The 14,235-nt window shown below is 49.5% G+C and carries 12 protein-coding genes; 6 read left to right on the forward strand and 6 right to left on the reverse strand.

Going from position 1 to position 14,235, the window contains the following annotated elements:
* Positions 1–25: 25 nt before the first annotated feature.
* Positions 26–841 carry a GLPGLI family protein gene (locus tag ACLHR0_RS12095; RefSeq protein ID WP_436486841.1) on the reverse strand — a complete coding sequence of 272 codons (816 nt, stop codon included), beginning with the start codon at positions 839–841 and terminating at the stop codon, positions 26–28.
* Between the two features lie 159 nt (positions 842–1,000).
* On the opposite strand from ACLHR0_RS12095, the gene ACLHR0_RS12100 reads away from it, so the two are divergent.
* The gene (locus ACLHR0_RS12100) at positions 1,001–2,503 is read left to right on the forward strand and encodes a sensor histidine kinase (RefSeq protein WP_436486843.1); all 1,503 of its coding nucleotides are present in this window, start codon (positions 1,001–1,003) and stop codon (positions 2,501–2,503) included.
* 1 nt (position 2,504) lies between these two features.
* Positions 2,505–3,188 carry a response regulator transcription factor gene (locus tag ACLHR0_RS12105; protein WP_436486845.1) on the forward strand — a complete coding sequence of 228 codons (684 nt, stop codon included), beginning with the start codon at positions 2,505–2,507 and terminating at the stop codon, positions 3,186–3,188.
* Between the two features lie 87 nt (positions 3,189–3,275).
* Here the strand turns inward: ACLHR0_RS12105 and ACLHR0_RS12110 are convergent, their stop codons facing one another.
* Both ACLHR0_RS12110 and ACLHR0_RS12115 read right to left on the reverse strand, forming a co-directional pair.
* Positions 3,276–4,154: a polysaccharide lyase gene (locus ACLHR0_RS12110; protein ID WP_436486847.1), complete on the reverse strand. Its 879-nt coding sequence runs from the start codon at positions 4,152–4,154 to the stop codon at positions 3,276–3,278.
* 46 nt (positions 4,155–4,200) lie between these two features.
* The gene (locus ACLHR0_RS12115; RefSeq protein WP_436486849.1) at positions 4,201–5,829 is read right to left on the reverse strand and encodes a glycosyl hydrolase family 18 protein; all 1,629 of its coding nucleotides are present in this window, start codon (positions 5,827–5,829) and stop codon (positions 4,201–4,203) included.
* A gap of 180 nt (positions 5,830–6,009) precedes the next feature.
* On the opposite strand from ACLHR0_RS12115, the gene ACLHR0_RS12120 reads away from it, so the two are divergent.
* Positions 6,010–7,149, forward strand: coding sequence for a M23 family metallopeptidase (locus ACLHR0_RS12120; RefSeq protein ID WP_436486851.1), 1,140 nt, complete (start codon positions 6,010–6,012; stop codon positions 7,147–7,149).
* Between the two features lie 2 nt (positions 7,150–7,151).
* Here the strand turns inward: ACLHR0_RS12120 and ACLHR0_RS12125 are convergent, their stop codons facing one another.
* A complete protein-coding gene (locus tag ACLHR0_RS12125) occupies positions 7,152–8,054 on the reverse strand; it encodes an AraC family transcriptional regulator (protein WP_429048744.1) in 903 nt (300 codons plus the stop codon).
* Between the two features lie 174 nt (positions 8,055–8,228).
* Here ACLHR0_RS12125 and ACLHR0_RS12130 point away from each other — a divergent pair, with 174 nt between their 5' ends.
* The 3 genes from ACLHR0_RS12130 (at position 8,229) to ACLHR0_RS12140 (ending at position 11,005) form a co-directional block, all read left to right on the forward strand.
* On the forward strand, positions 8,229–8,630 hold the full coding sequence (locus ACLHR0_RS12130) for a GlcG/HbpS family heme-binding protein (protein WP_370910470.1): 402 nt from the start codon (positions 8,229–8,231) through the stop codon (positions 8,628–8,630).
* 18 nt (positions 8,631–8,648) lie between these two features.
* Positions 8,649–9,839, forward strand: coding sequence for a formaldehyde dehydrogenase, glutathione-independent (fdhA, locus tag ACLHR0_RS12135; protein WP_429048746.1), 1,191 nt, complete (start codon positions 8,649–8,651; stop codon positions 9,837–9,839).
* A gap of 131 nt (positions 9,840–9,970) precedes the next feature.
* A complete protein-coding gene (locus ACLHR0_RS12140; protein ID WP_436486853.1) occupies positions 9,971–11,005 on the forward strand; it encodes a hypothetical protein in 1,035 nt (344 codons plus the stop codon).
* Positions 11,006–11,009: 4 nt separating this feature from the next.
* On the opposite strand, the gene ACLHR0_RS12145 is transcribed toward ACLHR0_RS12140, so the two are convergent.
* Both ACLHR0_RS12145 and ACLHR0_RS12150 read right to left on the reverse strand, forming a co-directional pair.
* A complete protein-coding gene (locus tag ACLHR0_RS12145; RefSeq protein WP_436486855.1) occupies positions 11,010–12,287 on the reverse strand; it encodes a TCR/Tet family MFS transporter in 1,278 nt (425 codons plus the stop codon).
* 256 nt (positions 12,288–12,543) lie between these two features.
* Entirely contained in the window at positions 12,544–14,235 is a 1,692-nt protein-coding gene (locus tag ACLHR0_RS12150; RefSeq protein WP_436486857.1) for a GH39 family glycosyl hydrolase, read from the reverse strand.

Genomic DNA, 14,235 nt, shown 5'->3' on the forward strand with positions numbered 1-14,235 from the left:
CCGGCCCCTTTCTTATGGCAGTTATTTACTGTGCTATCCTGATACTGCGTGTGGCGCCGCCGCCATTGCGCTGCATTTCGTTCATCAGCTTCTCCCGTGCTTTATTAAACTCCTCTTCCGTTACCTTTTTCCCTTTGGAAGGCTCCCGGATGGCGGCAAGATCTGCCTGCGGCGATACTTCCAGCGCCTGGTAAACGGTAGCGCCGTTGTTGATGTCAACAGCCAGGATAAGCCCGGGAAGCTGTCCCTGGAAGTCCGGCCCGGCAGGCACCGGGATAGCCAATGTAAACCAGGCGGTGATATTGGCCGTATCGGCCACCTCTTTGGTTTTCATCTGCCCGTTTTCCATGGAGGTCATGGAACGCTTGCCGATACGCTGCGTTACAGCCTGCTGGCAGGGATAATTAAGTATAGTACGGGTTTCGCCCGTGATCTTCCAGTTGAGCCGTTGGATACTGTCCGTAATAAGGTAGTTCTTTGCAGCAAACTCACGTTGTTCTACTACGCGGTCGTTGGAGAAACTGGTATAGGTCACGTCGTTGTCGCCGGCCACCATCATGCGGATATGCATACCACCTTCCCCGGCGAATTCTTCGGGAGCATCTTCCTCCACGGCGCGGCGCAGCGACTGCCCATTGCCAAACAATACTTCGAGCTTATCTTTCCTGGAATGCGGCAGTATGTTATCAGGTTCCGGCCCTGCGTCTGCACCAGCAGCCATTCCCATCATCCGCATCTGCATCTGTACGGTGCGCTCGTAGAGCACGCGCCCCTGCTGTTGCTGGCCGCTGGCGGTTAACAGGCATCCACTGATGGCTAACGTAAAAATTATCTTCTTCATGTTACATACATTTAAGAAAATAAAGCTATTTCCTTCCCGCCGGAACAGAGGTTAACATCACTTGATTTAATGTTAATTTAGGTTAATGTTTCCGCGTTGGGAAGCAGGAAATGATACATTTGCGGTAGTATTGTTATTTCTTACCATTCAATCAACATAGTGCGATATAAACTTTCCATACCGGCTACCATTTCCCTGATTGCGCTGACCATCCTGCTGATCACCGCTTTCCAGGCATACTGGCTGAGCAATAACTACCGGGAGGAAAAAAGATTGTTTACCGCCCGCACCAATATTCTTTTCCGGGAAACCATTTTTCGCCTGCAGGCCGTAAAGCTCAACCTGGATTCCAATATCAGCCTGCGGGTACATGACCGTGCGGGTATGACGGGTGTCACCAATGTGTTGCAGGAAAGAATGAGAGATTCTACCATGAGCGCTCCTGCCATGCCCATCAGAAAGCGGACGATGTTTGTGGCGGTAGATCCTGCATCGATGCCGGAAGATGATTCCGTGAATGTACAATACGGCGTTACCAAAGGAGTTCCCGCTACAACGGTATTCCAGTTCCTGGCCGGTGTAGATTCCCTCAGGGATTCTATTACCGTAAAAGAAGTGGTGGACCGGTACCAACGGGCGCTGGAACGGGAAAAGATTAACGTTTCCTTTACTGTTAATACCATTCCCGTAGATACTACTACCAATCATATGTTCAATACCTTCCCGGATGACCTGGAAGGTAATACGGTGACCATCGGTTTTACCAAACCCATGAGCTACCAGGTTTTATTTGAAAACAATACCTGGTACCTGCTGAAACGCATCAGTCAACCGATACTGATATCCTTCTTTCTCCTGGCTGTTACCATCTTCTCTTTCCTGCTGCTTTACCGCAACCTGAAACAACAACAACGGCTGGCACAACTCAAAAATGATTTTATCAGCAACATGACGCATGAGCTGAAAACGCCTATCGCCACTGTTAGTGTGGCCATTGAAGCGCTGAGAAATTTTGATGCACTGGAAGATCTGCAAACAACACTCGAATACCTCGATATATCGGCCAATGAAATGAACCGCCTGGCGCTGCTGGTAGATAAAGTGCTGAAACTCTCGATGTTTGAAAACAGGGAAATTCCTTTGAACAAAGAACCCTTCGATCTTACAGATCTCACCCGGAGCGTAATGATTTCCATGAAGCTGCAGTTTGAAAAACAACGCGCAGTTACCACGCTGAAAAGAACAGGTCATAACTTTACCATCACGGCCGATAAACTGCATATGACCAGCGTATTGTACAACCTGCTGGATAATGCATTAAAGTACAGTAGCCAGGACCCTAATATCCTGATCCATATCATTGATCACAAACAATACCTGGAACTACGTGTAACCGACAACGGTATAGGCATTGCGCGTGAATATAAAAACAAGATCTTTGAGAAATTTTTCCGCGTACCCAGTGGCAACCGGCATAATATAAAAGGATATGGACTGGGCCTCAGTTATGTATCTCACATTGTACAATCGCACATGGGCTTTATTGAAGTGGAAAGTGAACTGCATAAAGGCAGTACGTTTTCCATCAAGCTTCCCTTCGCAGAAGCGCCGGTCATTCATTACGACAAAAACCGCCGGGTGATAAAGCTTAAAACAGGATGAAATGAGTATTAAAATTTTATATATCGAAGATGAACTGTCGCTGGGCAAAATAGTGAAAGAAAGTTTACAGCGACGGGGATACGAAGTAATACTGGAAAGCGATGGCGCCCATGTAATGCAATTGTTCAAACAGGTAAACCCTGCTGTATGCGTGCTGGATATCATGTTGCCCAATAAAGACGGATTTGAAATTGCCGCCGAAATACGCGCTATCAACCAGGAAGTACCCATCCTGTTCCTCACCGCCAAAACACAAACCAACGACCTCGTAAAAGGATTTACGCTGGGAGGCAACGATTATATCCGCAAGCCTTTCAGTATGGAAGAACTGATTGTACGCATTGAAAACGTATTGCGTAAATCAGATAAAACACCTGCTCCTGCTGCCAATCACATCAAAATCGGCAAGTTCCGGTTTTATACTAACCGCCAGGTACTGGCCAACGACGTAGAAGAAAAAAAGCTGTCGTACAAGGAAAGCGAACTACTCAAACTACTATACGAAAACCGCGACGGCATCATCGACCGGAAAAATATCCTTGACCTGCTCTGGGGACATGATTCCTTTTTCAACAGCCGCAACCTGGATGTATATATTACCCGGCTGCGCGTACACCTGAAAGAGGATGACAACCTGCAGATCCTCACCATTAAAGGTGTAGGATACCGGTTTGTGCTGGGTTGATTTTTTTATTGCAGATGATCGTCGTGTGCTTCTTTAAAAATATCCGCATAAAAAAGCCCGCAGGCATTGCACCGGCGGGCTTCTTCATTAATTAATCTTATGAATGCTCAGGTTATCATAGTAAATATAACCTACGGTAGATGATTCCCAGTAAGACTGGCTGCCACCGCGGAACGTATGAAAAGTTACGCCCCTGATCAGCCGTTTGCTGTCGTTGGTGGTCCACCGGATATCCCGGTCGAGCAGCACGGTGCCGTTGATCACGATCTGAACGTGACCATCGGTATTACTGCCGGTGTTGCTTTTTATGTACAGGTGTACGTGATAAGTAGTGCCTTTCTGGATGCTGCCGCTGGCAGGGTAAGTGAGCCCGAAGTCGTCGCCGTACTGGCCCGGCTGGTCCCTGTAATACAGGTAGGGCTGGAAGTACACCCTGTTGGCGTCGTTACGGTACCACATGAGCCGGAGGGTGCCGCCATTACCATCCCAGGCGGGATCGCCGCCGGTGTTGCCATCACCAATAGAAAAGCCGAAGCCTATTTTACCGCCACGGCTCCAGTCGAACTGGCTGTGAAAACGGATATCATAATCCATTTCATAAGCGGCGCCGTCAGATACATCGATGTTGGCCACTACCCCGCCGGCTGCGGAGAGTGCGTTGGGATCCAGCTGGATGCGGAGGTTGCCATTGGAAATGTAGCCGCGGTTGTTGTTCCAGCCGGTTACATTGCCAAAATCACTGGCAGCATTGGTAGATGTGTAGGTAGTGCCATTGGCGTAATTATCCCAGTTAACAGACCAGGTGCTGTTAATGGCGTTAATTCCTATAGCAGCATCGGCGGCAGCCAGGGTTGTGTTGTGGGGCAGGTTTGATTGCGCCAGTTCCTTCTTACAGGAAATAAAACTGACACTGAATAACAGCAGTCCGGCTGCTGCAACATTACGTGAGAAAACAGTGGAATTCATGAATGTGTAATTGTGGGTGAGAAAATAGGTTTATCATCAGGAGGGTTTACTGTATAATGATTTTCTTCACGAGCCGTTGATTGTCGTGCATCACTTCCAGGATATACGTGCCGCCGGCGATGGCGCCGGTATTTACATTGAAGGTCTTAGCATTGGGTTGCTGTACTGCCACGGGCTGCATGCCCGCGCTGATCAGGGTAGCCTTTACAGGCGCTTTTGGGTTGTAGTGTTGCAGGGTAACGGTGAATGCACTGCCCGAACGGATGGGATTGGGATATACATGGATAGCAGCAGCGGCAGCTTCTTCCGGGATGGCCCCATGCGTGGCAGCAACGGCAGCGGTGGTGCTGCTGATGGCTGCCAGTCCGCTCACCGCTCCATAATTGAACGATTCCCACGTACCAACCGTAGTTCTCCAGGAGCTCATTGCCTGCGTGCCATTTTCCGAGCAGATATAGCCGCCATTGTTGCACAACAGTGAAATGGTGCCGTTGCTGTTATTGATCCAGGTGAATTTTTCCCAGTCCTGGATACTGGTACGGTTACACGTAATGGCCTGCGTGCCGTTTTCGGATGATACATACTTGCCCTGGCTGCGTAAAGCAATTTTGCCGCCGCCGGCATCCACTACGGTAAACTGTTCCCAGCCCTGTGCGCTGGTACGGTTGCAGTTCATTGCCTGGGTGCCATTCTCGCCGCTCACATACAGGTTGTTGTTGCCGCGCAGCCATATCGTTTGCCCAACAGGCGCATTGCCGCCCGGGTTGCCGGTACGGCTAAGTACTACCTCATGAATGGCCGACAGCAACGAATTGGCTCCTGTGGCGTCCTGCGACAACTCCCAGATCATCACACCGCTGCCCTGGTCAAAAGCCAGGTTCGTTTTTTGTTTGATGGTAGTAATGCCGTTGTAGCCAACATTATCAAATACATCGGCATAAGGATTGGCGCCACGCGCCACCAGCTGGGCGTACGACTCCCAGGTTGGCCTTCCGTAAAAAGGCACGCCAAGCACGGTTTTGGAAGCTGGGAGTCCGCGGCCGCGCCAGTAGTTCACCGACTGGGTAGCATAACTGTAAGTAGAGTGGTCGAAGTTATTGTAGTCGTAAGCCATGAGGTTATAAAAATCTACCAACGCAAAAGCGCTGTTTAAGATACTGGCCCCGCCGGTACCCACAATAGCGCCGGTAAGGAGTTTACCCCTGTTATGCATCTCTGTGCTGAGCTGCGTCATCAGCGTAATATAGTTATTGGCCGATGCGCCGGCATCGGGATACTCCCAGTCGATATCCACGCCATCAAGACCATACTGGTTCACGAAATTGATCATGTTGGTCACGAAATTATTGCGGTAGGTACTGTTGGCGGCGAGCGATTCAAAGCCGCTGTCGTTCCCATCATTCCAGCCGCCCACAGATATCAGCACCTTTACATTATTGGCATGCGCAGTGCTCACCAGGCTCTGTAACTTCGCGGGGTTATCGATTGCCTGCAAACCGCCGGTACTGGTAGGCAACAGGAATGCGTAATTGATATGAGTAAGCTTACTATACTGCACCTGGTTTACATTACCTGCCCAGGAAGGCATATATCCAATAACGCGGAAAGGGGTTTGAGCAATGGTATTAAACGCACAAACAAGGAGGATAGCTAACAGCTTTAGAAATGGTTTCATACGGGTAGTTTTTTGGTTGAAAAGAAATGTGGATTAATCCTTTCAAAAGTAGGGGTTCGCATAAAAAAACCATCATCCGGCACTACGGCATTACTACGTCACAGGGATATTTTTTTATATTTCGCGGGTAATCAGTAACGGAAGAAGAAGTTGCTTATCTTTTCATTCTAAATAATACCCGTGATAAGCCATATAAAGAAAGCGCTGCTTCCCCTGTTCATCCTGCCCGCCTTCCTCTGCCAGGCACAGGACAACCGCATCCCTGCCCTGCCTCCGGCGCTTGAAATACAAGTACACCACGTTCCCAAACCGGTAGTAACCGGCGGACATCCTGTACTCTTCTACGAAATTCATCTTACCAACTTCTCTCCCTGGCCCCTGCTGCTCACAAAAGTGGAAGCACAGGATGCGAAGAATACCACTGCTTTGACGCTGATAAAAGACACCAGCCTGTTGCAACGGCTGGCTGCACCGGGACAAAAATCCCCCACCGCCACCATACCGCCCGGTAATGTGGCGGTGCTGTTTGTGGAATATTCCGCTGCCGCCGCTCAATTCCCTGCTGAAATTATTCACCAGGTATCTTTCAAAAATACCCTTCGTGATACGGCCACGGAATATACCATCACGGGCGCGGCCATACAACTGGTAACCAGTCCGGCAATTGTATTGGGCGCCCCGCTGAAAGGAGGCCCGTGGACCGCCGTTTACAGCCCGGTATGGGCACAGGGGCACCGTCGCGTAATATTTGTAAAGGATGGGGTAGCACGTATCCCCGGAAGATTTGCCGTCGACTTTGTAAAGCTCGACAGCACCGGTAAATTCGCCGGCGGCGATGACGACAGGATCACCAACTGGTACGGCTATGGCGCCGGCATACTGGCAGTGGCAGATGGCGTGGTTAGTTCCACCAGAACCGATTTCCCGGAAAGCACCGCATTATCTAATCACCCGGATTATGCCGCCCACCTGGCCACGGGCAATTATATCTCTTTAAAAATAGCAGAAAATACCTACGTGTTTTATGAACACCTGCAGCCGGAAAGTATCGTGGTAAAAGCAGGCCAGCGGGTAAAGAAAGGAGACGTGATCGCCCGGCTGGGATTCACAGGTCAGTCCACCGGGCCGCACCTTCACCTGCATGTGGCGAACGCCGATGCGCCACTGGGCGCAGAAGGACTTCCCTTTGTATTTGAAAAATTTACGCTGACGGGTACTATCCCCGACTTCAACAAATTTGGCAGCGCGCCGTATATTCCGCAATCACAACCCGTACGCCGTGAGCTGCCCGTTTCCAATAGCGTCATCACATTTCCGTGATACTATTTACGGTATTCCCTGGGCGTAATTCCCTCTGCCCGTTTAAACAATTTAATAAAGTAATTCAGGTTATTAAACCCCGATTGGTAACACACATCCGTGATACTCAATGCAGGATCCGCCATGATCTGCTTTGCGCGCCGGATGCGCTCCTGCAAAATATACTCCAGCGGTGAAATACCATATTGCTCTTTAAATGCCTGGAAAAAAACGGAACGGCTCATGCAGGATACTTTTGCCAACGCATCAATAGTAATCTTTTGGGTAAGATGCTCCCTGATATATTGCAACACCGGTGTAAACCGGTGATTACCTACTCCTGCATCATTAATGGCCACCAGGTTTTGTGTTTGTATAATACGCAGTAATAAAAATTTCAGCGAGAGATCTGCCAGTGCATCCTTTGCAGGATCACTCTCCATGCTGATCCCGATCAGTTTATTCATACTGGCCGCCAGCTCTTTGTTATTTAAAAAGTGATACCGGCTGAAATTCAGCTGCCATTCAAACGGCGCCGCCTTATTGGGATACTGCTCATTCAGAAAAGCCAGGTTCTTATTCACCATATCCCAGTCGAGCGCCAGGGTGGCGCACTGCACCGGATGCCTTTCATCCGCCTCCGGAAAATCTACTTTCATAGACACGCCTTCCGGCAGGATCACACTTTCTCCCGGCAAAAAAAAGAACTCTTCCGATCCGGACAACGACATGATCTTTTTACCCCGCATCATACTGGATACTACCAGCCCGTTATAAGAGAGTGCCACATTACTGCAGCGGTGAAAAGTTTCAAAGATGTTCAGCTCACAGTGCCGCAGGTTAAACACCCGGCGGTGCTCTACCATCGTATCCAGCGAAGTGGCATCACTCAGGTTAATAGGAGAAAGATGGCATATCTGGTTCATGGTGGAATTTTTATCGTAACGCAGGTTTTCCGCCTTATAAATTTATCGATAAATTCCCGTTGGATCATCAAAGAAATAAAAAAATAGCATCGTTCTATCAATCAGGATAATCGTTCAATTCCCCCATCTCCAATATGCTTAATATTGGTTATTCCTTCACATTAAAATCCTGTTATGAATATCACGTTAAAACAGGCGGAAGCTGTTATTGCTGCCGCTAAAGCCAAAGCCACCGAAATTAAAACACTGATGAACATTGCAGTCGTGGATGCAGGTACCAACCTTATCGCCTTTGTTCACATGGACGACGCCTGGCTGGGGTCTATAGATATTTCGCAGAAAAAAGCCCGCACGGCACGATACTTCAATATGCCCACCGGCGAAATCGGCAAGCTGTCGCAACCAGGCGGCTCCTTGTATAATATTGAACATTCCAATGGTGGCCTCATCACCTTCCCCGGCGGCGTGGTCATCCGCAATGAAAAAAATGAGATCATCGGCGCCGTAGGCGTATCCGGCGACTCCGTGGAAAACGATCATATAGTGGCGCAGGCAGGCGCAGATGCGATTAAATAACTTCTAAAAAGATATGGTATGTGTAAAAATCATGGTGTTGCTTATATAGAACCCGGTGTGGTGGAAGTAAGGGAAATTGATTATCCCAAACTGGCTTTGGGCGACCGTAAATGTGAACATGGGGTGATCCTGAAAATTGTGTCCACCAATATCTGCGGAAGCGATCAGCACATGGTGCGGGGACGTACCACCGCTCCTGCCGGACTGGTACTGGGACATGAAATTACCGGCCTCGTCATTGAAGCTGGCAGGGATGTGGAATTTATCAAAGTAGGCGACCTCGTTTCGGTGCCTTTCAATATTGCCTGCGGACGTTGCCGCAACTGCAAAGCAGGGCAAACAGGCATCTGCCTGAATGTAAATCCTGCCCGCCCCGGCGCAGCCTATGGCTACGTGGATATGGGCGGCTGGGTAGGCGGACAGGCAGAATACGTAATGGTGCCGTACGCCGATTTTAACCTGCTTAAATTCCCCGACAGCGACCAGGCCATGGAAAAGATCCGGGACCTCACGCTGCTCACGGATATTTTCCCCACTGGTTTTCATGGCGCGGTGACCGCAGGCGTAGGACCAGGCAGTATCGTTTATATCGCTGGTGCAGGTCCCGTAGGACTGGCATGCGCCGCCTCCTGCCACCTGCTTGGAGCGGCGGTAGTAATTGTGGGAGATATGATCGATGAACGGCTGGCACAAGCCAGGAGCTTTGGCTGCGAAACCATCGACCTGAAACAGGAGGCCTCCCTCGCCGACCAGATTGCCGCCATCACCGGCACGCCGGAAGTGGATTCAGCTGTGGACTGCGTAGGCTTTGAAGCCAAGGGACATGGGCACAACAGCAACGTGGAACAACCGGCCACCGTGCTGAATTCAATTATGGAAATTACCCGTGCAGGCGGGCAACTGGGCATACCTGGCCTGTATGTTACCGGCGATCCCGGCGCGGTAGACGAGGCCGCCAAGAAAGGAAGCCTGAGCATCCGCATCGGCCTCGGCTGGGCAAAATCGCACTCCATTCATACCGGTCAGTGCCCCGTCATGAAATACCACCGTCAGCTGATGAACGCCATCCTGTACGATAAAATAAAAATAGCCGATGCCGTAAATGTAGAAGTGATCACCCTTAACGACTCGGTAAGAGGCTACCACGATTTTGATAAAGGCGCAGCGAAAAAATTTGTGATTGATCCGCATGGCATGATAAGGGCATAATAAACGGGAACTAAAACAACAATGGCTGCCAGTAATGGCGGCCATTGTTGTTTTAGTTCCCAACCGCCAACGATTTGTATATTCACGGAAACCTGTTTATATTCATCTCCTTTACCAAAACCCAGCCCGGTATGCGTTTCCGCCTTTTGTTTTTCCTGCTGATGTATTGCGCTGTATCGCAAAGCCAACCTACTCAACCCGCCGATTATGGATTGCAGGCTTTCACCATTCACGATAACTCCCTTGGAACCATTCGTTTTTATGTGAGCAGTAAAGATATTGGCAAAAAGAAACCGGTTTTACTGGCGCTGGATGGCTCCGGTCAGTACCCGATGGCGTTATTCGTGCAGCTCCGGAAAGGCTCCTTCGTCGCTAATTCATTTGATCAAGGGTTGCTGGAACTGGCAGATAAATTTCACGTGGTAATGATCAGCAAACCCGGCATCAATTTCTGTGATACAATCAATATAGATAAGGACAGCGCCAGTGTGGCAGATGCGGTTGCACTATTGCCCCCTTCAACGGAATACCGGCAGCGGGCCGGCTTTCAATGGCGCATAGCAGCGGCTTCCAGGGTGCTCGACTATGTATACAGTCACTTCCCCGTGAATAAATCAAAAGTGGTAGCTTATGGCTACTCCGAAGGTGCACAGGTAGTACCGGGACTGTCGGTGGCGAATAAAAAAATTACGCATTGCGCCTGCATCGCCGGATCAGGTCTTAACCAGTTCTATGATTTTATAACCGCTGTGCGCATGAAAGCCGCCCAGGGGGCCATTTCCCCACAGGAAGCACAGCAACAGGTGGATTCGCTGTTTGCGCAATTCGCTGCCATTTACGCCGCTCCTCATGATACCCAACGCGAATGGGAAGGTCATTCCTATCAGCGCTGGGCCAGCTTCTGTTCAGACATTCCAATGGACAACCTCACAAAACTGAACATTCCCATTTTTATGACGGCAGGTACCAATGATGCCAGCTCGCCCATTTACGGATTGGAATATGTAAAGCTGGAGTTCCTGCGGCTGGGCAAAAAGAACCTTACATTCCGGGTGTATCCCACCGATCACTCTTTCCAGGAAATGAAACGGGTTAACGGAAAAGACACCGTCATTTCCCACAAGCAGGAAATGACGGCAGATATGATGAAATGGCTGAAAATGTAATGACTTAGTGCATCGGTGTGCTGCTCAGGTCTTTGCTGTTGATCACGTCCAGCAGCTCCGGATGTTCTTTCTTTTCCCTGCTCAGCACCTTATGGATAATAACGATACTGATTAATATACAAACAGCGCCGATCAGGAAATGTACGCCCGGCAAATGGAACGGCGCTTTCGAGGAGGTGAAATAAGCAAAGGTGCTGTTCATGATCAGCGGACCAATGATAGTGGTAAGGCTCATCAAACTGGTAAGCGCTCCTTGCAGTTCTCCCTGCTGGTTAGCCGGCACATGACCCGATATCACCGACTGCAGCGACGGTCCGCAGATCCCACCCAAACAATAAGGGATCAGGAATACAAACATCATCCATCCCTGTGTGGCAAAGCCAAACAATACCAATCCCACTGCATAAAGCGCCAGCCCGAGATAAATACTTTTTTCATTACCGATTTTTGGGTTCACCACCCTGGTTAATCCGCCCTGTACCGCTCCTACCAATACTCCCACTACTGCGAGGGAAATACCCACCATTTTCTCACTCCAGTTAAAATTATAAATGGTAAAGAAATTCCAGTTGCTCTGCACTGCCTGGGCGCCCAGGTAAATAAGAAAGAAGCCGAATGCCAGTCCGCCGATTTCCGGATGCCTGGTTAAAAATTTCAGCGACCCGAACGGATTAGCCCTTTTCCATTCAAAAGACCGGCGGTTTTCCTTACTTAAAGATTCCGGCAGGAAAAAGTATCCCCATATACAGTTAACCAAACACAATACAGCAGCGGCATAAAAAGGCGCACGGATGCCCCAGTTGGCCAGCAATGCGCCCAGCGCCGGACCAAGCACAAATCCCAGTCCGAAAGCCGCACCAATCAGCCCGAAGTTTTTAGCCCTCGAAGTTTCATCCGTGCTTACATCTGCAATGTAAGCAGCAGCGGTAGTAAAGCTGGCGCCTGTAATACCTGCAATAACGCGTCCTGCAAATAACCATCCATATGCAGGCGCCAATGCCAGGATAATATAATCGATCCCAAAACCTAACAGGGAAAGTAATAATACCGGCCGGCGGCCGTATTTATCACTCAGGTTCCCGATCACCGGGGAAAATAAAAACTGCGTGATCGCAAAAACGGATAACAGCAACGCGCCATAAGTACTGGCTTCGTTAACGGGGATGTGTTTTAACTGCGCAATGAGATCTGCCATCACGGGAATAATCAATCCCCACCCCATTACGTCAATTAATAGTGTAACAAAAATAAAGCTGATAGCTGCCTTTCTGGATGTGTGCATATTGGTGTTTTTGTAAAGTATCTTTCAGATCTTTGGCGGATGTTTTCTCCTTCTCACAACGGGTATCCCTGATTCGGTTTCAAATATAGGATGCACTGTTTTTTTATGGAAAACCTTTCCGGTCAGGATCATCGTTCCACCGGTAAAACGCCTGGTTTTACCGGTGAAAACCTCAGGGCACAAAGATATTTACTTCATTGTCAAATGAGCGGGCAAAATAAGACAATAAAAGGGCAGTTTGCGACAGATATAAATGTTACCACGTTAGTTGGAGCAACGATACACCTTGTCCGGGTAAATCATTTGGCAGCACTATTTCACCGTTCTCCGGCTGCATCCATGCGGGCGACGACAGCAACTGTAACTGCCCGGCACTTTCCAGCTGCGCTATTTGCGAAGCATCAGGATGCTGAGGTGATCCCATATTTTTCCAAGCTTCGTAGGCGTTGCTATGCGCAGTATCAATCCGGTAATGCTTCAGTAATACACGGGTAGCCGGCAGTCCTTTTATTTTTATTTTTACGGGAGATGATTGTGCCGGAATAATGTTGTCGTCATGATAGTTCCACACCATTACGCTCACGCTGCGCTCATCACCGGATGCTAATGCATTAATATCACGCCTGGCTCCCCGCACGCTGCTGTCGAGGATCTGCTGGTAGTTATAGTTCGTGGACCCACTTACCTCCAGCCTGTTGCCCTGCATCAGGCCAAACATCCGGAATACATTTAAAACGGGTTTGTCCACCCCGTTGGTGGCCAGGTCGCGGAAACCCGCAAACCAGGGCTGGTCCTCAAACTCAAAGGCCCAGGTCACTGCGCCTGCCAGGTTTACACCACGGGCAGCCGCCAGGTCGTACTTCCGCGCAAACGATGCGGCGGTATAACTCGAATACATGGTGCCGTTACGGTAAGCATTGGCAGGATGAAATGCTTCTGAACATGCGGCACATCCTTCAGGATCTGATTCACCGATAATGATGGGCAGCTTCTTCAGTGACGGATAGGAAGCTACTATTTCAAAGCCTTTATCAATATCACGCAGCTGTGCGGCCATGTTCATCTGTACCACGCCGTTCACCACTTTGGGCGCACCTTTGGCGTGAAAGGTGATCACATCCAGCGGCGCGCCGGTTTTGCCGGTGGCGTAGTTTTTACCACTCACCACATGATCCAGGAAGGTTTTAAAAAACTTGGCAGATACATCCCAGTTGGGGCCTGTTACTTCAGGGCCGCCGATCCTGGCAGTGGGCAATGCGCGTTTCACGGCGTCGGCAGTGTAATCATACAGCTTGATGTATTCTTCTGTAGTACCTTTCCAATAGCCGATATTAGGCTCGTTCCATAATTCCCAGTACCAGCTTTCCACTTCCGCTTTTCCATAACGCGCTACAGAATGCTTTACCCATTCATATACCAGCGCCGCAAATTTCTGGTAGTCTTTCGGAGGATACGCCCAGCCGGTAAATATATCGCCATACTTATTATCCGGCTGCCAGTGATGGCGGTAAGGCGAGGGCTTTACCGACAGCGCCTCCGGCATAAACCCGATCTGCGCAATCGGCTTCATGCCCCGTTCTATAAAAGTATCAAAGATCTTGTCGATGATCGTCCAGCTGTACACAGGATTCCCGGCGGCATCTTCGGTGTATGCATTGGTGGAACCCCATTTCAGCGCAGCCGTGCCATCGCCGGTTACCAGCAGGCTATGTACCCGTACGTATACCGGCACTTTACTCAATGCAGCAATTTCCGTCAGCAATTTCTTACCATCTTTCATATAGGTGTAGTTGGGCTCATCGTAGCCAAACCAGGCCCATATGGGTTTCAGCGGCCCTTTGCTTTTCCGGGCATCTACGCCTATCAACAGCGTGTCTTGTTGCGCATGCGCCGGCAATGCCGTTAAGAGCAGCAGGAGTGTAAAAAATTGTAACAGGTATTTCTGCAT

Source organism: Chitinophaga sp. ARDCPP14, from assembly GCF_051362515.1.
Lineage (GTDB): Bacteria > Bacteroidota > Bacteroidia > Chitinophagales > Chitinophagaceae > Chitinophaga.